This is a genomic window from Microbacterium sp. (assembly GCF_035687345.1).
Lineage (GTDB): Bacteria > Actinomycetota > Actinomycetes > Actinomycetales > Microbacteriaceae > Microbacterium.
This window is the reverse complement of record NZ_DASRXZ010000010.1, coordinates 1-17,789: the sequence shown is the minus strand read 5'-3', so window position 1 is coordinate 17,789 and position 17,789 is coordinate 1. Positions and strand designations below refer to the sequence as shown.

Sequence of the window (17,789 nt, the reverse complement as noted above, 5' to 3'; positions counted from 1 at the left end):
ATCCTGGAACTGACCGACGGCGGGCGCCTCGGTCGGAGGAGGTCGCGTGGACGGACTGGGACGCCGAGTGCTCGTCGCCGCGTTCGACGGATGGAACGACGCCGGTGAGGCCGCTTCGTCCGCCATCGCGCAGCTGAAGACGAGCGGATCGTACGAACCCGTCTACTCCGTCGACCCCGAGCTGTACTTCGACTACCAGTACACGCGCCCGCACGTCGAGATCGACGGAGAAGGCCGGCGCCGGCTGAAGTGGCCCGAGGCGACGATCCACCGTCCCGTGCATGCGACGCGCGGCACGCAACTGTGGCTGCTCACGGGCGTCGAGCCGGCTCGCGCCTGGCAGGCGTTCGCGAGCGAGCTCATCGACGTCGCGCTGCGCGAGGACGTCACGGGGTTCGTGAGCCTCGGCTCCATGATGTCCGACGTGCCGCATACGCGCCCGATCTCCGTGTTCGCCGGCAGCGACAGCGAGAAGGTGCGCCAGTCGCTGGGTCTCGAGCGCAGCACATACGAAGGACCCGTCGGCATCCTGAGTGTCCTGTCGCATGCAGCGGATGCCGCGGGCATCCCCTCCGCGAGCCTGTGGGCCAGCGTGCCCCACTACGTCGCGGGGCACACGCCGTCCCCGAAGGCGACGCTCGCCCTGCTCGATCGGCTCGAGGACCTCACCGGCGCACCGGTCGATCGCGGCACGCTCGCGACCGAGGCGGCCGCGTGGGAGGCGTCGATCGACGCGGCCGCGGCGGACGACGAGGAGATGACGGAATACATCCGCCAGCTCGAGCGCACGCGCGACACGTGGGACTCGCCCGAGGCATCCGGCGATGCCATCGCCCAGGAGTTCGAGCGCTACCTGCGCCGCCGCGGGGACGGGCCCGCTAAGCCCGGTCGCGACGAGCCTCCGCGCCGCTGACGCGCCGCCTCGCGCCCGCGCCGCCGCGTCAGAGCGGTTGGAGCACTCCCGTGCTCAGCAGCACGAGGATCGTCGAGCCGAGCGCGACACGGTAGACGACGAACGGCAGGAAGCTGTGCTTCGAGATCCAGTTCATGAAGAACGCGATCACGCCGAGCGCCACCAGGAACGCGACGATCGTCGCGATGGCCGTCTCGCCGAGGGTGAAGACGCCCGGCTCGTCCCAGCTCTTGAAGAGCTGGTAGAAGCCGCTTCCGAACACCGCCGGGATCGCGAGCAGGAACGCGTACCGCGCGGCAGCGGACCGCTCGTACCCCATGAGCAGGCCCGCCGTGATCGTGCCGCCCGAGCGTGAGACGCCGGGGATGAGGGCGAGCGCCTGCGCGAACCCGTAGATGATGCCGTGCGGCACGGTGATGTCCTGGAGCCTGCGCCGTTTCGCGCCGATGTGGTCGGCGATGCCGAGCAGCACGCCGAAGAGGATGAGCATGCCGGCGACGAGCCACAGCGAGCGGAACACGGTCTCGATCTGGTCTTGGAACAGCAGACCGAGCACCACGATCGGGATGCTGCCGATGATGATGAGCCAACCGAGCCGCGCGTCGGGGTCGTTGCGCGGAATGCGGCCGAACAGCGCCTTGAACCACGCGCCGATGATGCGGACGATGTCGCGCCAGAAGAAGACGACGACGGCCGCCTCGGTGCCGATCTGCGTGATGGCGGTGAACGCCGCGCCGGGATCCTCGGCGCTCGGCAGGAACTCCCCCACGATGCGCAGGTGCGCGCTCGACGACACGGGGAGGAACTCGGTGAGACCCTGGACGAGCCCCAGGATGATCGCCTCGAACAGATGCTGCATGCACGCCTTTCGGTGCGGGATGCCGCGGGCGGGGCATCCGTCATGTCGTGTCGCGCGCGGCGACGGGAGTCAGTAGGTGCGAAGGAGGTCGGTGAGGACAGTCTTGCCGAACACGAGGGCGTCGATGGGCACGCGCTCGTCGACACCGTGGAACATGCCGGTGAAGTCGAGGTCGGCGGGCAGTCGCAGCGGTGCGAAGCCGAAGCCGGCGATGCCCAGGCGCGAGAGCGCCTTGTTGTCGGTGCCGCCGCCCATGAGATACGGGATGACCGGCGTGCCGGGGTCGTGACGGCCGAGCGCCGCGACCATGGCGTCGACGAGGGCGCCCTCGAACGGGACCTCGAGACCGATGTCCTGCACGACGACCTCGACCTCGACGTCGTCGCCCACGATGCGACGGATGTCGGCGAGGGCGGCCTCCTCGGTGCCGGGGAGCACGCGCACGTCGATGAGCGCTTCGGCCCGGTCCGGGATCACATTGTGCTTGTACCCGGCGGTGAGACCGGTCGGGTTCGTGGTCGTGCGCAGCGTCGAGCGGATGAATCCGGATGCCGCACCCGTCGCGTCGGCGAGGGCATCCGGATCGTCGGCGGATGCGCCCGTCAGCGTCGCGAGGCCGTCGAGGAGCTCGCGCGTCGTGTCGGTGAGGCGCATGGGCCACTCGGTGCGACCGAGCGCCGCAACCGCCTCGGCGAGCCGCGTGATGGCGTTCTCGGGGTGGAAGCGGCTGCCGTGGGCGGCGATGCCGCGCGCGACGAGCCGGATCCAGATGAGGGCCTTCTCGCCCGTCTGAAGCAGGTACGCCCGGCGGCCGCCGGCGGTGATCGAATACCCGCCGACCTCGCTGATCGCCTCGGTCGCGCCCGCGAACCACTCGGGGCGGTCGCGGACGACGAGCGCCGAGCCTTCCACTCCCCCGTTCTCCTCGTCGGCGAAGAACGTGAGGACGAGGTCGCGCTCAGGCTGATCCCCCGCGCGCAGGATGTCGGCGACCGACGTGAGGATCATGGCATCCATGTCCTTCATGTCGACGGCGCCCCGGCCCCACAGCAGTCCGTCCTTGATCTCGCCCGCGAACGGGTCGACGCTCCAGTCCTCGGCGATCGCCGGGACGACGTCGAGGTGTCCGTGCAGCACGAGCGCCGGCTTGGAGCGGTCGCGACCGGGGACGCGCGCCATGACGTTCGTGCGCCGCGGTATCGGCTCGTAGTACTCGGGGGTCAGGCCGATCGACTCGAGGTAGGCGCCGACGTACTCGGCCGCCTCACGCTCGCCCTTCGAGCGGCCGCCGCCGTAGTTCGTGGTGTCGAAGCGGATGAGGTCTCGCGCGACCTCGACCACCTCGGGAAGGGGGGCTTCGGGCATGCGCTCCAACCTATCGTTCCGACGAAAGAAGGCCCCCTTTCGGGGGCCTTCTCCGGTTCGTGCGCGAGGGGGGACTTGAACCCCCACGCCCTATACGGGCACTAGCACCTCAAGCTAGCGCGTCTACCTATTCCGCCACCCGCGCGAGGTGGTTTTCGGTTTCGCAACCGAGGATCGACGATATCACGTTCGGCGCTCCGGAACGAATCGAGCGGCCCGTCGCGGTCAGCCCAGTGTCACGCCGAACAGCAGTCCGAGCGCGTACGTGACCGCCGCCGCGCCGTAGCCGATCGCAAGCTGGCGGAGCGCGCGCTTCAGCGGCGGCCCGCCCGACAGCACACCGACCGTCGCACCGGTGAGCAGGAGAGCGATCCCGACGAGCACGAGAGCCGTGATCACCGCCGCGAGGCCGCTCAGTCCGACGATCCACGGCAGCACCGGGATGATCGCGCCGGAGGCGAAGAACAGGAAGCTCGAGATCGCCGCACCCCATGCGCGCCCGACCACCTCGTTGTCGTCGTGTGTGCGGATCGGCCCCGTGACGGCGGAGGCCGCCTCCGCGCCCTGGGCGACCTGGATCACGCGGCGGGCGCGGGCCGTGGCATCCGCTTCGCTCATGCCCCTCGCCCGATAGACGAGAGCCAACTCGTTCGCGTCGAGGTCGAGGTCGACGAGGGCGTGCTGGGCGTCGTCGTTCGGCTCGGTCGCCGAGAGCAGCTCGCGCTGCGAGCGGACCGACACGAACTCGCCCGCACCCATCGACAGGGCGCCCGCGAGGAGGCCCGCGACACCGCTGAAGAGCACGAATTGAGGCGCGACACCCGTCGCGCCGATGCCCATCACGAGGGCGAGGTTCGAGACGAGGCCGTCGTTCGCGCCGAAGACCGCCGCGCGGAAGGTGCCGGACAGGCGGCGGCGGCCGCGAGCGGCGAGGGTGCGGATGACCTCGCCGTGAATCTTCTCGTCCGCGGCCATCGCGGCCGTCGCGAACGGCTCGTCGTCGTACGGCGACCTCCGCTCGGCGTTCTGGGCGAGCGCGAGCACGAAGATCCATCCGAAGCGCTTCGCCATCCAGCCGAGGACGACCGTGTCGAGGCTCCGTCGCGGGAGGCGCTTGGGCTCGCCGCCCAGCAACGCGAGCCAGTGCGCCTCGTGGCGGCCCTCCGCGTCGGCGAGGGCTTCGAGGATCGCACGCTCCTCCCCCGTGCGCCGGCTCGCCAGCTGCCGATACAGGCGCGCCTCCGCGCGCTCGTCGACGAGGAACCGCGCCCAGCGCCTGCGGTCGCGCTCACTGGGCGCGGGCGACGGCGCGGGACGGTCGGCGGCGGGCGCGCTCAAGGGTCCTCCTCTGAGGATCGTCGGGTCCGGGGATCGCCTCCACGCTAGCCGTGGGCGCCCCACCGAGGCCCGGAATCTCGCGGATTGACAGCATTTCGGGGCTCCGAACGGGCCCTCGGAACGGCAGGGTGGATCAGGAGCGGACGCGCTTGCGCAGCACATCGATGCGCGCCTGCAGCTGCGCGACGGTCGCCTGCGCGACGGGGGGTCCTCCGCAGATCCGCCGAAGCTCGGCGTGCACGGCGCCGTGCGGCTCCCCCGACTGGCGCGCGTAGAGCCCCACGAGGCTGTTCAGGAGCTGTCGCTGCTCCTTGAGGGTGCGATGAAGCGCGGGCGGCGGCGCCGGCTCCACCGGGGCTCCTGCGTTTCCCTGCCGCGCTTCGCGCGCCTTGCGGTGCCTCCCCTGGCGCGCCTGGCGCTGCATGAGCAGTTCATGCACGTGCTCGGGCTCCAGCAGGCCGGGCAGGCCGAGGAATTCCTCCTCCTCGGGCGTTCCCGGCACGGCGAGCTGCCCGAACTCGCGCCCGTCGTAGAGCACGCGGTCGAAATGCGCGGCGGATCCGAGGGCTTGGAACGCGAACTCCTCGGTGAGGGCATCGGATGCCTTGTCCTCCCGCTCCGCCGCGGCGAGCAGGTCCTCTTCAGCGTTCCACTCGTCGCCGCCGTCGGTGTCGCGGTCGAGTGCGTGATCCCGCTGACGCTCGAGCTCGTTCGCCAGTGCGAGCAGTTGCGGAACGTTCGGCAGGAACACGCTCGCGGTCTCACCACGGCGACGCGCACGCACGAAGCGGCCGATCGCCTGCGCGAAGAACAGCGGCGTCGAGGCGCTCGTCGCGTAGACGCCGACGCACAGACGCGGAACGTCGACACCCTCCGACACCATGCGCACCGCGACCATCCACCGCGACGTGCCCTGGGAGAACTGCTCGATGCGCGCCGACGCCTCCGCCTCGTCGGAGAGCACGATCGTCGGCGTCTCGCCGGTGATGCCGCGCAGGATCTCGGCGTACGCGCGCGCCGCGGTCTGATCCGTCGCGATGACGAGGCCGCCCGCATCCGGGACCTGCTCGCGCACCTCGGTGAGGCGCCGGTCGGCCGACCGCAGCACGGCCGGGATCCACTCGCCCGCCGGGTCGAGCGCCGTGCGCCACGCCTGGGCGGTGACGTCTTTCGTGTTGTCCTGCCCGAGCTGCGCCTCCATCTCGTCGCCGGTCTTCGTGCGCCAGCGCATCGAGCCCGCGTACACGAGGAAGATGACCGGACGCACGACGCCGTCTTCGAGAGCACGCGCGTAGCCGTAGCTGTAGTCGGTGCGCGAGACGCGGATGCCCTTCTCGTCGGGGTGGTACTCGACGAACGGGATCGGCGCGGTGTCGCTGCGGAACGGCGTGCCCGACAGCAGCAGACGCCGGGTCGCGCGCGAGTAGGCCTCGCGCAGCGCGTCGCCCCAGCTGAGCGCGTCGCCGCCGTGGTGCACCTCATCGAGGATGACCAGCGTGCGCGCATCGAGCGTGAGGCGCTGATGGACGGATGCCTTGACCGCGACCTGCGCGTAGGTGACGGCCACCCCGTGGTAGTGCCTCGCGGGGGCGACGTGGCGGTTCGAGAAGGCCGGGTCGAGGCGGATCGACACACGGGCGGCCGCATCCGCCCATTGGGTCTTGAGGTGCTCGGTGGGCGCGACGACGATGATCCGGTCGACGACGCGGCGGCGCAGCAGCTCGCTCGCGAGTCGGAGTGCGAACGTCGTCTTTCCGGCGCCGGGGGTCGCGGCGGCGAGGAAGTCGCGCGGCCCCGCGCCGGGGCCGTCCGGGCCGTCGAGGCCGAAGTACAGGTCGAGGGCCTCCGCCTGCCATGCCCGGAGGCGCTGCGCGGTGCCCCACGGGGCGCGCTGCGGGAACGACGGCGACAGGTGCTCGGCGGCGAAGGACCCGATGTGACGGGTGCCGTGGTCCGCGGCATCCGCATGTCTGTGGTCAGGCGACTCGGTGTCGGTCGCGCGATCGGCGACCAGCGCCTCGTCGTCCATCGACGCCCTCCCCTCGTCTCGGCACAACGAGTCACCACGATAGACGAGCCCGGCGACGCCTCGACGCCGACGTCCGCAGCGAGGGCTAACCTCGTAACCGGCCACAAGCGAGGAAGAGGAATGACGAACGAAGACGATCCGCGCACTCCGTACGTCGCGAACGCGCAGCCCCACCCATGGCGCCGCTACGTCGCGCTCGGCGACTCGTTCACCGAGGGCATCGGCGACCCCGAGCCGAACAGCCCGGGCGGGCATCGGGGGTGGGCGGACCGCGTCGCAGAGGTGCTCTCGCAGCAGGTCGACGACTTCGCGTACGCGAACCTCGCGGTGCGCGGCAAGCTCATCGCCCAGATCGTCGCCGAGCAGGTCGATCCGGCGCTCGAGCTCAAGCCCGACCTCATCACGTTCTGCGCCGGCGGCAACGACGTGATCCGGCCCGGCACCGACCCCGACGAGATCGCGGGTCAGTTCGAGGACGCGGTGATCCGGCTCAGCAGCACCGGCGCGACGGTCGTCGTGTTCACGGGCATCGACACGAACTTCACGCCGGTGTTCCGTCCCTTCCGCGGCAAGATCGCGATCTACAACGAGAACCTCCGCGCGATCGCCGATCGCCACGACTGCATCGTCGCCGACCAGTGGGCCCTCAAGGAGATCCAGGACCCGCGGTTCTTCGATGACGACCGGCTCCACTTGAACTCGCTCGGTCACCACGAGGTCGCCCGCATGGTGCTGCGCGCGCTCAACGTGCCGAACGACCTGCAACCCATGCAGCCCGATCCGCTGCCACGCCGCACGTGGCGCGAGGCGCGCGCGCACGACCTCGTGTGGGCGCGCGAGCACCTCGTGCCGTGGGTGCTGCGACGCCTGCGCCACCAGTCGTCCGGTGACAACATCACGGCCAAGCGCCCGTCGCCGCTCCCCGTGACGACGCTCGCACCGGGCAAGGACGACGGCGCGCCCCGGCCCACCGCGTCCGCCGGCGACACCGCCTCCGCACGCGACGACCGGGCATAGGGCGCCATGCCGGTCGTGCGCGTCGACGACCCCGCCGATGCGCGGCTGGCCGACTATCGCGATCTCACCGATGTCGCGCTGCGCCGTGTGCTCGAGCCCGAAGGCGGGCTGTACATCGCGGAGTCGTCGAAGGTCATCGCACGCGCCCTCGCGGCGGGCCACGCACCGCGCTCCTTCCTCGTGCAGGACAAGTGGCTTCCCGACATCGAGCGGCTGGCGGCGCCGCATCCGGATGCCCCGGTCTATGTCGTGCCCGCGGAGGTCGCCGAGCACCTCACGGGGTACGTCGTGCACCGCGGAGCCCTTGCGGCGATGCGCCGTCCGCCGCTCGCGACGGTGGGCGAGATCGTCGAGGGGGCGCGTGTGGTCGTGGTGCTCGACGACATCGTGGACCACACGAACGTGGGCGCGATCTTCCGCGGTGCCGCCGGGCTCGGGGCGGACGCGGTGCTCGTGAGCCCGCGCTGCGCCGACCCGCTCTACCGGCGGAGTGTGCGGGTGAGCATGGGCACGGTGTTCCAGGTGCCGTGGACGCGCATCCCCGAATGGCCGGATGCGCGCGAGCTGCTGCACGACGCGGGCTTCCGGCTCGCCGCACTGGCGCTGGCCGACGACGCCGTGCCGCTCGACACGTTCGCGGCAGATGCACCGCCCAAGGTCGCACTTCTGCTGGGCGCCGAAGGCGACGGGCTCAGCCGCGCGGCGCTCGATGCGGCCGATGTGACCGTCACGATCCCCATGCGCAGCGGCGTCGACTCGCTCAACGTCGCCGCGGCCTCGGCCGTCGCGCTGTGGGAGCTCACCGCCCGAGACCGGCGTAACATGCCCGAAAACGACGGGACCTAGACTCGCGAGCGGAGGGGGTGATCCGTGAGCATCGCAACGCACCTTGCCGCGCTTCCCGCGCAGCAGCTCGACGCGGCGATCGCCGCGTTGTCGGGGCGTCGAGTCGCCGTGCTCACAGGAGCGGGCGTGTCGACCGATTCCGGCATCCCCGACTACCGCGGCGAGGGCGCGCCCCGACGCACGCCCATGACCGTGGATCAGTACCTCTCGAGCGACGCCGCCCGTCGGCGGTACTGGGTCGGCAGCCACCTCGGCTGGCGCGCCTTCGCGGCCGCCGAGCCGAACGCAGGCCATCGCGCGATCGCGAGCCTCGAGGAGCGCGGCATCGTGTCGGGCGTCATCACCCAGAACGTCGACGGGCTCCACGTACGCGCGGGCAGCCGCCGCGTCGTCGAGCTGCACGGCACCATGCGCCGTGTGTTCTGCACGCACTGCGGACAGGTGTTCGACCGGCGCGATCTGGCCGTGCGCGTCGAGGCCGACAACCCGTGGATCGTCGTGCCCGAGAACGTCAAGCTCGGACCCGACGGCGATGTGCTCCCCGAGAGCTGGGAGGGCTTCCGCGTCCCGTCGTGCACCGTGTGCAGGGGCGTGCTCAAGCCCGACGTGGTGTTCTTCGGCGAGTTCATCCCGGCCGAGAAGTTCCGTGAGGCCGAGCAGCTCGTACATGCGAGCGACGCGCTCGTGATCGCCGGCTCGTCGCTCGTCGTGAACTCGGGCATCCGGCTGCTCGAGCGGGCACGGCGGCGACGGATGCCGGTGGTCATCGTCAACCGCGGAGTCACGCGCGGCGACGCCCGCGCCACCGTGAAGATCGACGCGGGCACGAGCGAGGTGCTCGCGGCTCTCGCCGATGCGCTCGGGAGTTGACCTCGGCTTCGCTTGCCGTACTGAGCGCAGGAGATGGCGCGGAGAGAGGACGGATGCGCGGTCGCGCGTCCTCCGTGCGATCCATCGCCTACGGTCCCGCCGCAGACCCGCTCAGGTCTCGGCGCGGCGCACGATCCCGCGCGCGTGACGGAGCACGGGCTCGTCGACCATGCGCCCCTCGTGCCGGAACACGCCGCGCTGCCCCTCGGCGGCGGCGAGCACGCCCTGCGCCCACGCGAGGAGGTCCTCGTCGGGACGGTACGCCTCGCGGATCACCGACACGTGGCTCGGGTGGATGCACGCGGTGGCGGTGAAGCCGCTCGCGGCGGCGTCGCGCGCCTCGCGTCGCAGGCCCTTGAGGTCGGCGATGTCGAGGTGCACGGCGTCGATCGCCGCCTTGCGTCGCGCTCCCGCGGCGATGAGCACCCGGCTGCGCGCATACCGCGCCACATCGCGGTACCGTCCGCGGTTGTTGCGGCTCGCGGTGCCGCCGAGCGACGCGACGAGGTCTTCCGCACCCCACATGAGCCCCACGACGTTGTCGAGCGCCGCGATGCGCTCGGCAGCCTGCACGCCGCGCGCGGTCTCGCACAGCGCGATCACACGGAAGCGCGGGTCGAGCCGGCCGATCCGCTTGGGAGACTCCGCCTTGGCCACCATGATCGTCCGGTAGTCGGTCTGCGACAGCGACGACAGGTCGGCGACGATCGCGTCGCTGTCGAGCGGATTGACCCGCACGATGACGCGCGAGGGGTCGAGCTCGGACTCGATGACCGCGCCCCGGGCCGCCGCCTTGGCATCCGGACTCACGGCGTCCTCGAGATCGAGGATCACGCCGTCAGAGCGTTCGAGCGCCTTCTCGAACCGCTCGGGGCGGTCCGCGGGGCAGAACAGCAGCGCAGGGCCGAGATCGAACGGCGTTCCGGTCACGTGACCCCTCCCGGACTCTCCTCGGTCGACGGAGCGCACCACATGAGCGCTGTGCGCGTCGCGACGCCGACCACCTCGCCGTGCTGGTTGCGTCCGGTATGCCGCAGCGTCACGATGCCCTGCCCCGGGCGCGACTTCGACAGGCGCTTCTCGACGACCTCGGTCTCGGTGTAGAGGGTGTCGCCATGGAAGAGCGGCGCGGGGAACGAGATGTCGGTCATGCCGAGCTGCGCGACGAGCGTGCCTTGGGTGAGCTGCGAGACGGATGCCCCGACCATCGTGGACAGCGTCCACATCGAGTTCATGAGCCGCTGCCCGAACGGACGCGACTCGGAGTACGCGGCGTCGAGGTGCAGTGCCTGCGTGTTCATCGTCAGGGTCGAGAACAGCACGTTGTCGGCCTCGGTCGCGGTGCGGCCCGGTCGGTGCACGTAGCGCGCACCGACCTCGAGCTCGTCGTAGTAGAGCCCGCGCTGCACGATGGGATCCCCGGTCACCTTCGCCACGCTACCGTCGGAGCGCCCGGAGTTCGACGTGCCGCTCACTCGAGTCCCAGAGCGCGCGAGATCACGAGGAGCTGCACCTCGTTCGTGCCCTCGCCGATCTCGAGGATCTTCGAGTCGCGGTAGTGGCGCGCGACGGGGAACTCGTTCATGAAGCCGTTTCCGCCGAAGATCTGCGTCGCGTCGCGCGCGTTGTCCATCGCGGCGTCGCTCGCGGTGAGCTTCGCGATGGCCGCCTCGGTCTTGAACGGCTTGCCCGCGTCGCGGAGGCGCGCCGCGTGGTGCCACGCGAGGCGGGCGTTGTGCACGCGCGCCTGCATCCGCGCGATCGTGAACTGGATGCCCTGCCGCTTGGACAGCGTGTCGCCGAACACGACGCGCTTGTTCGCGTAGTCGACGGCGGCCTCGAGGCAGCCCTCGGCGGCGCCCGTCGCGAGGGCGGCGATCGCGATGCGGCCCTCGTCGAGGATGTGCAGGAAGTTCGCGAAACCACGGCCGCGCTCCCCCAGCAGGTTGTGCTCGGGAACACGCGCTCCCTGGAACGTCAGCGGATGCGTGTCCGACGCGTTCCAGCCGACCTTGTCGTATGCGGGCTCGACGGTGAAGCCGGGCGTGCCGTTGGGCACGATGATCGTCGAGATCTCCTTGCGGCCGTCCTGCTGGCCCGTGACGGCCGTGACCGTCACGAAGCGGGTGATGTCGGTGCCCGAGTTCGTGATGAACTGCTTCGACCCGTCGATCACCCATTCGCCGTCCTCGAGGCGCGCGGTCGTACGCGTCGCCCCCGCGTCGGACCCCGCCTCCGGCTCGGTGAGCCCGAACCCCGCGAGAGCCCGGCCGGCGGTGAGGTCGGGAAGGTGCTCGCGCTTCTGCTCCTCGGTGCCGAAGCGGAAGATCGGCATCGCGCCGAGACTCACACCCGCCTCGAGCGTGATGGCGATCGACTGGTCGACACGGCCCAGCGCCTCGATCGCGAGGCACAGCGCGAAGTAGTCGCCGCCCTGTCCGCCGTACTCCTCGGGGAACGGCAGGCCGAACAGGCCGAGGTCTCCCATCTGCCTGACGACGTCGAGCGGCAGCGTCTTGGTGCGGTCGGCCTCGTACGAGCGCGGTGCGACGACCTCTTCGGCGAACTCCCGCACCATCGCGGCGAGTTCGCGCTCGTCGTCGGTGAGATTGTGGTGGTCCATGGCTCCTCCTCGTGGGATGGACGGTCAGCCGACCGCGGTCTCGGTCGGTGTGACGGATGCGCCGTTCGCGCCCTGTTCGTCGGCGGACGCGTTTCGGTCTGTGGTCTCTCCCGCGTGCGCGGTCACGGTCGCGAGCACCTGATCGCGCGACACCTGCTCGCCGACGACGGTGCGCAGCCGAACCACGCCGCCGTGTCCGGCGATCAGCGGGTGCTCCATCTTCATCGCCTCGATCGTGACGATTCGGTCACCCGCGGCGACCTCGTCGCCTTCGGCGGCGTGGATCGCGACGACGGCGCCCGGCATGGGGGCGCGGAGGTCGGGATCGGATGCGCCGGCCTCGAGCCCGCGCTGGGCGAGCCGCACTTCCATCGCCTCGCGGCGCGTGAGGGGATGGAGTCGATGGGTTGCGCCGTCGACATGGACCCAGACGGCGCCGTCGGGGGCGGTCGCGGCATCCGCCGTGTTCGTCGTGCCGGCGGAGACGTCGTCGCGCACCTCGACGATGTCGCCCCCGTCCACGCGGAATCGCTGCACCGGCAGCACCGGTTCGCCCGACACGCGCCAGCCCGGGAGCGTGCGCCACGCTCCGCCGGCTGCCCCTCGAGCGGACGACTTCGCGCCGACTGCACGACCTGCCGACGCGGCATTGTCGTGCGCTGGACGGGAAGTCGTGCGCTCGCGCACATGAGCCGCGGCGGCACGAAGCGCTCCCCGCGCGGGCGCCGGCGCTTCGAACGGCGGCAGACGATCGATGAGGCCCGTGTCGAGGTCTCCTTCCCGCACGGCGGGATGGGCGATGAGCGCCCGCAGGAACGCGGTGTTCGTCTCGACTCCGAGCACGACCGTCTCGGCGAGCGCGGCGTCCAGCGCGTCGAGCGCCGCCGCCCGGTCGGCGCCGAACGCGATGACCTTCGCGATCATCGGGTCGTAGTCGCTCGTCACCGTGGAGCCGGTCTCGATCGCGGCATCCGTCCGTACGCCCTCGGCGGCGCGCCACAGCAGCACCTCGCCCGTCGACGGCAGGAAGCCGCGCTCCGGGCTCTCGGCGTAGACGCGGGCTTCGATCGCGTGTCCTTCGAGGTGCACGTCCTCCTGCGCGAACGGAAGCGGCTCGCCCGCGGCGATGCGCACCTGCTGCTCGACGAGGTCGATGCCGGTCACGAGCTCCGTCACGGGATGCTCGACCTGCAGGCGCGTGTTCATCTCGATGAAGAAGAACTCGTCGGGCCGGTCGGCTGCGACGAGGAACTCGACCGTGCCCGCGCCGCGATAGTCGACGGATGCCGCGGCTGCGCACGCCGCCGCGCCGATGCGCTCGCGCGTGGCAGCGTCGATGACGGGCGACGGGGCCTCCTCGACGACCTTCTGGTGGCGGCGCTGGAGCGTGCACTCGCGCTCACCGAGATGGACGACCGTGCCGTGGCCGTCGGCGAGCACCTGCACCTCGATGTGCCGCGGACGCTCGATGAGCCGCTCGAGCAGGAGCGAATCGTCACCGAACGCCGCCGTCGCGACGCGGCGGGCGGTGGCGAGAGCCTCGGGCAGCTCGCTCTCGGAGCGCACGACCTGCATGCCCTTCCCGCCGCCGCCGGCCGACGGTTTGACGAGCAGTGGGAAGCCGATCTCGCGCGCCGCGTCGGCGATCGCCGCATCCGTCATGCCGACGGCCGAGAAACCCGGCACCGTCGGCACGCCGTGCTCGGCGACGTGCTGCTTCGCGCGGATCTTGTCGCCCATGACCTCGAGCGCACGCTCCCCCGGCCCGATGAACACGATCCCGGCGTCGGCGCACGCGCGTGCGAACGCGGCATTCTCGGCGAGGAAGCCGTAGCCGGGATGGATCGCCTCCGCCCCGGTCTCGCGCGCGGCGGCGATCACGGCATCGATGTTCAAGTACGACTCGGGTGCCGCGGCCGGCCCGATCCGCACGGCGGCGTCGGCCTCCCGCACGTGCGGCGCGTTCGCGTCGGCGTCGCTGTAGACGGCGACGGAGCGGATGCCGAGCCCGCGCAGTGTGCGAACGACGCGTCGCGCGATCTCGCCGCGGTTCGCGACGAGGACGGTGCCGAAGCCGGCAGAAGGGGTCGGGTCGGTGCTCATGGGCTCACATCCGGAAGACGCCGAACTTCGGCTCGGGAAGGGGCGTGCGCGAGACGACGTCGAGCGCCAGGCCGATCACATCGCGCGTGTCGAGAGGGTCGATGACGCCGTCGTCCCACAGGCGGGCGGTCGCGTAGTAGGGGTTGCCCTGCTCCTCGTACTGGGCGCGGATGGGGGCTTCGAAGTCTGCGCGGTCGTCATCGCTCCACTCCTCGCCGCGCGCTGCGAGCTGGTCGGCCTTGACGGTCGAGAGCACGGATGCCGCCTGCGGCCCGCCCATGACCGAGATGCGGCTCGCGGGCCACGTCCACAGGAACCGGGGCGAGTAGGCGCGGCCGCACATCGCGTAGTTGCCTGCGCCGAAGGACCCGCCGATCACGACCGTGAGCTTGGGGACGCGCGTCGTCGCGACGGCGGTGACCATCTTGGCGCCGTCCTTCGCGATGCCGCCTGCTTCGGCGTCGCGCCCGACCATGAACCCGGAGATGTTCTGCAGGAACAGGAGCGGGATGCCGCGCTGGTCGCACAGCTCGATGAAGTGCGCGCCCTTGAGGGCGGACTCGCCGAACAGGACGCCGTTGTTCGCGACGATGCCGACCGGATGCCCGTGGATGCGCGCGAAGCCGGTGACGAGCGTGTCGCCGTACTCGCGCTTGAACTCGTGGAACTCGCTCGCGTCGACGAGGCGCGCGATCACCTCGCGCACGTCGTAGGGCTGGTTGACGTCGACGGGCACGACCCCGTAGAGGTCGGCGGGATCGACGGACGGTGCGGCGGCGTCGATGACATCCCACGCAGGCCCGTCGGGCGGCGGCAGCGTCGCGACGATGTCGCGGACGATCTCGAGGGCGTGCTCGTCGTTTTCGGCAAGGTGGTCGACGACCCCGGAGCGGCGGGCATGCAGCTCTCCGCCGCCGAGCTCCTCGGCCGTCACGACCTCGCCGATCGCTGCCTTCACGAGCGGCGGGCCGCCGAGGAAGATCGTGCCCTGATTGCGGACGATGACGGTCTCGTCGCTCATCGCCGGCACGTAGGCGCCTCCCGCCGTGCAGGAACCGAGCACGGCGGCGATCTGCGGGATGCCCTCGGCCGACAGGCGAGCCTGATTGAAGAAGATGCGACCGAAGTGGTCGCGGTCGGGGAACACCTCGTCCTGCTTCGGCAGGAAAGCGCCACCCGAGTCGACGAGGTAGACGCACGGGAGCCGGTTCTCGAGTGCGATCTCCTGCGCGCGGAGGTGCTTCTTGACGGTGAGCGGGTAGTACGTGCCGCCCTTTACCGTCGCGTCGTTGCACACGACCATCACATGCCGGCCGTGCACGAGGCCAATGCCGGCGATGACGCCGGCGGCGGGAGCATCTCCACCGTAGAGTCCTTCGGCCGCGAGCGGCGCGACCTCGAGGAACGGACTGCCTTCGTCGAGAAGGCGGTTCACACGGTCGCGCGGCAGCAGCTTGCCGCGTGCGATGTGGCGCTCACGCGACGCCTCCGGACCGCCACGAGCAGCCTTCGCGAGCCGCTCGTGAAGCTCTTCGGCCAGCGCGCTCTGCGCCTCGTGTGTTCGCGCGAATGCCGCGTCGTGGGCGACCAGGGTCGTCAGGGCGCTCATGTCATCTCCGTCGACGTCACGATTCCGTCACACAGGTTGTCGCCGCGCGATGGGACTGGTTAGTGTTCACTAACTGAGCAATCAGGTTAGCGAGGATTAACTGAAATGGCAAGGGGTCTCACCGAGCGAGGTCGCGCGAAGGCCGACCGCCAGACCGCTCTACTCAAAGAGGCGGCCCGGCTGTTCGCGGCACGTGGCTTCAGCGGAGTGAGCCTCGAAGAGCTCGGCGCCGCCGTCGGCGTGAGCGGGCCGGCCGTCTACCGCCACTTCGCGAACAAGCAGGCGCTCCTCGGCGCGATCCTCGTGAGCGTGAGCGAACGGCTGCTGTCGGGCGGCCGCGCCGTCGTGGAGTCGGGCGAGCCGCCGCCCGAACAGTTGCGCGCGCTCATCGAGTTCCACGTCGCATTCGCCCTCGCCGATGCCGACGTCATCCGCGTGCAGGACCGCGACCTCGCGAGCCTCGCCGACGAGGACCGCCACGCCGTGCGGCGCCTGCAGCGTGAGTACGTCGAGCTGTGGATCGAGGTGCTGGCGGCGGTGCATCCGGATCGCCCCCTCAACGACCTGCGCGTGCGCGCACACGCGTGCTTCGGCCTCATCAACTCGACGCCGCACAGTGTGCGCGCGCTGCGCGACGCACCCGCCGACGAGGACGTCTCACAGATCCTCGAGTCGATGGCGCTCGCGGCCCTCACCGCCTGAGCACCGCGAGCAGCGGTCACCGCCGACGAGCGCGGAAGGCGGCGACGCACGACCTTCCGGTGTGCGCCGCCGCCTCTCCCGAGAAGTCAGCCGAGCACCATCGCGCGCCCCGGCTCGCGGAGCACATCGCCCACGTCCACGAGGAACTTCGACCCCTGCTCGCCGTCGACGAGGCGGTGGTCGAACGACAGCGCAAGGGTCATCACGTCCCGCAACGCGATCTCGCCGCGGTGCTCCCACGGCTGGCGGCGCACCGCGCCGACCGCGAGGATGCCCGCCTCCCCCGGGTTGAGGATCGGGGTGCCCGCGTCGACGCCGAAGACACCCACGTTCGTGATCGAGAAGGTGCCGCCCATCATGTCGGCGGGCGCCGTCTTGCCCGCACGGGCCGTCTCGGCGAGGTCGCGGATCGCGTCGGCGAGCTCCACGAGCGTCATGTCCTGCGCGTCCTTGATGTTCGGAACGACGAGCCCGCGGCCGGTGGCGGCCGCGATGCCGAGGTTGACGTAGTGGTGCTCGACGATCTCGCCCGCGCCCTCGTCCCACTTGGAGTTGAGCTCGGGGTGCTTGCGCAGCGCGAGACACACGGCCTTCGCAGCGACCGCGAGCACGCCGATCTTGTGTTCCTGCAGCGACCGGTCGGCCTTGAACGATTCGATGAGCTCGGTCGTGGCCGTCACGTCGACCGTCAGGAACGTCGTCACGTGGGGCGCCGTGAAGGCGCTGCGCACCATCGCCTCGGCGGTGTGCTTGCGGACGCCTCGGATCGCGGTTCGCGTCGTCCGCTTGTCCGTCGATCGCGCGGGCTGCGGCGCGGGCGCGGCATCCGGAGTCATCGGCTCGACGCCCGCCAGCTTGCCGACGCGCGCGGCGTACGCCTCGACGTCGGCGCGCGTGATGATGCCCGACGCACCGGATGCCTCGACGAGCGCGAGGTCGATCCCGAGGTCCTTCGCGAACCGTCGCACGGGCGGAGTCGAGCGCGGCCGCTCGACGGGACGCTCGGGCTCCGCCACGCGGATGGCGTCGTGCGGTGCGGCTTCGAGCACCGCGGTGTCGGTGCCGTTGCCGGCCGGCGCGTGCGACGCGACCGAGCGCGCCCGGCGCTGCGGCCGCGCGCTGCCTCGCGGCGCGGCGCCGTAGCCCACGAGGTTGGGCTGCGCCTTCTCCTCGGAGGCGGCTGCGGCATCCGACTTGTCCGCCGCCGGCGTCGAGACGACCGCCTCGGCCTCGGGCGACGGGGCGGATGCCTCGGCCCCTGCCACGTCGAACGTGATGAGCGGCGAGCCGACCTGCACGACATCGCCCGCCTGCGCGTGCAGCGTGCGGACGGTGCCCGCGAACGGGGACGGCAGCTCGACGACGGCCTTGGCGGTCTCGACCTCGGCGATCGTCTGGTTCAGGGCGACCTCGTCGCCCTCGGCGACCGTCCACTGGACGAGCTCGGCCTCGGGAAGGCCCTCGCCGAGATCGGGGAGCAGGAACTCCTGGATCACAGCACACCACCGCCCACGC

At 71.1% G+C, this 17,789-nt stretch carries 15 protein-coding genes and 1 tRNA gene; 5 read left to right on the top strand and 11 right to left on the bottom strand.

All coding sequences use genetic code 11. The features are described from left to right. Positions 1-46 precede the first annotated feature (46 nt). Positions 47-913, top strand: coding sequence for a PAC2 family protein (locus VFF97_RS00935; protein WP_325031615.1), 867 nt, complete (start codon positions 47-49; stop codon positions 911-913). Between the two features lie 28 nt (positions 914-941). Here the strand turns inward: VFF97_RS00935 and VFF97_RS00930 are convergent, their stop codons facing one another. From VFF97_RS00930 to VFF97_RS00910, 5 genes are all read right to left on the bottom strand, one after another. Beyond that, complete coding sequence (locus VFF97_RS00930; RefSeq protein WP_325031614.1) at positions 942-1,772, bottom strand: undecaprenyl-diphosphate phosphatase; 831 nt, start codon at positions 1,770-1,772, stop codon at positions 942-944. Between the two features lie 69 nt (positions 1,773-1,841). Next, the gene (locus VFF97_RS00925; RefSeq protein ID WP_325031613.1) at positions 1,842-3,137 is read right to left on the bottom strand and encodes a M20/M25/M40 family metallo-hydrolase; all 1,296 of its coding nucleotides are present in this window, start codon (positions 3,135-3,137) and stop codon (positions 1,842-1,844) included. Positions 3,138-3,197: 60 nt separating this feature from the next. Then, positions 3,198-3,282: transfer RNA gene (locus VFF97_RS00920), tRNA-Leu, on the bottom strand. A gap of 80 nt (positions 3,283-3,362) precedes the next feature. Further along, positions 3,363-4,475, bottom strand: coding sequence for a VIT1/CCC1 transporter family protein (locus VFF97_RS00915; protein ID WP_325031612.1), 1,113 nt, complete (start codon positions 4,473-4,475; stop codon positions 3,363-3,365). A gap of 133 nt (positions 4,476-4,608) precedes the next feature. Further along, complete coding sequence (locus VFF97_RS00910; protein ID WP_325031611.1) at positions 4,609-6,504, bottom strand: DEAD/DEAH box helicase; 1,896 nt, start codon at positions 6,502-6,504, stop codon at positions 4,609-4,611. 120 nt (positions 6,505-6,624) lie between these two features. Here VFF97_RS00910 and VFF97_RS00905 point away from each other — a divergent pair, with 120 nt between their 5' ends. Genes VFF97_RS00905 through VFF97_RS00895 form a run of 3 tightly spaced genes read left to right on the top strand, consistent with a single transcriptional unit; the run spans position 6,625 to position 9,237 of the window. Beyond that, on the top strand, positions 6,625-7,521 hold the full coding sequence (locus VFF97_RS00905; RefSeq protein ID WP_325031610.1) for an SGNH/GDSL hydrolase family protein: 897 nt from the start codon (positions 6,625-6,627) through the stop codon (positions 7,519-7,521). 6 nt (positions 7,522-7,527) lie between these two features. Beyond that, the gene (locus tag VFF97_RS00900) at positions 7,528-8,367 is read left to right on the top strand and encodes an RNA methyltransferase (RefSeq protein WP_325031609.1); all 840 of its coding nucleotides are present in this window, start codon (positions 7,528-7,530) and stop codon (positions 8,365-8,367) included. Between the two features lie 24 nt (positions 8,368-8,391). Further along, complete coding sequence (locus VFF97_RS00895) at positions 8,392-9,237, top strand: Sir2 family NAD-dependent protein deacetylase (protein ID WP_414684206.1); 846 nt, start codon at positions 8,392-8,394, stop codon at positions 9,235-9,237. A gap of 111 nt (positions 9,238-9,348) precedes the next feature. Here VFF97_RS00895 and VFF97_RS00890 read toward each other — a convergent pair whose 3' ends face one another. Genes VFF97_RS00890 through VFF97_RS00870 form a run of 5 tightly spaced genes read right to left on the bottom strand, consistent with a single transcriptional unit; the run spans position 9,349 to position 15,572 of the window. After that, complete coding sequence (locus VFF97_RS00890; protein WP_325031608.1) at positions 9,349-10,167, bottom strand: CoA ester lyase; 819 nt, start codon at positions 10,165-10,167, stop codon at positions 9,349-9,351. Beyond that, a complete protein-coding gene (locus VFF97_RS00885; RefSeq protein WP_325031607.1) occupies positions 10,164-10,664 on the bottom strand; it encodes a MaoC family dehydratase in 501 nt (166 codons plus the stop codon). The genes VFF97_RS00890 and VFF97_RS00885 overlap by 4 nt, the downstream gene beginning before the upstream one ends. 44 nt (positions 10,665-10,708) lie before the next feature. Beyond that, entirely contained in the window at positions 10,709-11,860 is a 1,152-nt protein-coding gene (locus VFF97_RS00880) for an acyl-CoA dehydrogenase family protein (protein ID WP_325031606.1), read from the bottom strand. A gap of 24 nt (positions 11,861-11,884) precedes the next feature. Continuing rightward, on the bottom strand, positions 11,885-13,963 hold the full coding sequence (locus tag VFF97_RS00875) for an acetyl/propionyl/methylcrotonyl-CoA carboxylase subunit alpha (protein WP_325031605.1): 2,079 nt from the start codon (positions 13,961-13,963) through the stop codon (positions 11,885-11,887). A gap of 4 nt (positions 13,964-13,967) precedes the next feature. Beyond that, positions 13,968-15,572, bottom strand: coding sequence for a carboxyl transferase domain-containing protein (locus tag VFF97_RS00870; RefSeq protein ID WP_325031604.1), 1,605 nt, complete (start codon positions 15,570-15,572; stop codon positions 13,968-13,970). A gap of 105 nt (positions 15,573-15,677) precedes the next feature. On the opposite strand from VFF97_RS00870, the gene VFF97_RS00865 reads away from it, so the two are divergent. Further along, positions 15,678-16,274 carry a TetR/AcrR family transcriptional regulator gene (locus VFF97_RS00865; protein ID WP_325031603.1) on the top strand — a complete coding sequence of 199 codons (597 nt, stop codon included), beginning with the start codon at positions 15,678-15,680 and terminating at the stop codon, positions 16,272-16,274. A gap of 86 nt (positions 16,275-16,360) precedes the next feature. On the opposite strand, the gene VFF97_RS00860 is transcribed toward VFF97_RS00865, so the two are convergent. Beyond that, positions 16,361-17,770 (bottom strand): dihydrolipoamide acetyltransferase family protein, encoded by a 1,410-nt coding sequence (locus tag VFF97_RS00860; RefSeq protein ID WP_325031625.1) that lies wholly within the window; start codon positions 17,768-17,770, stop codon positions 16,361-16,363. Positions 17,771-17,789 lie beyond the last annotated feature (19 nt).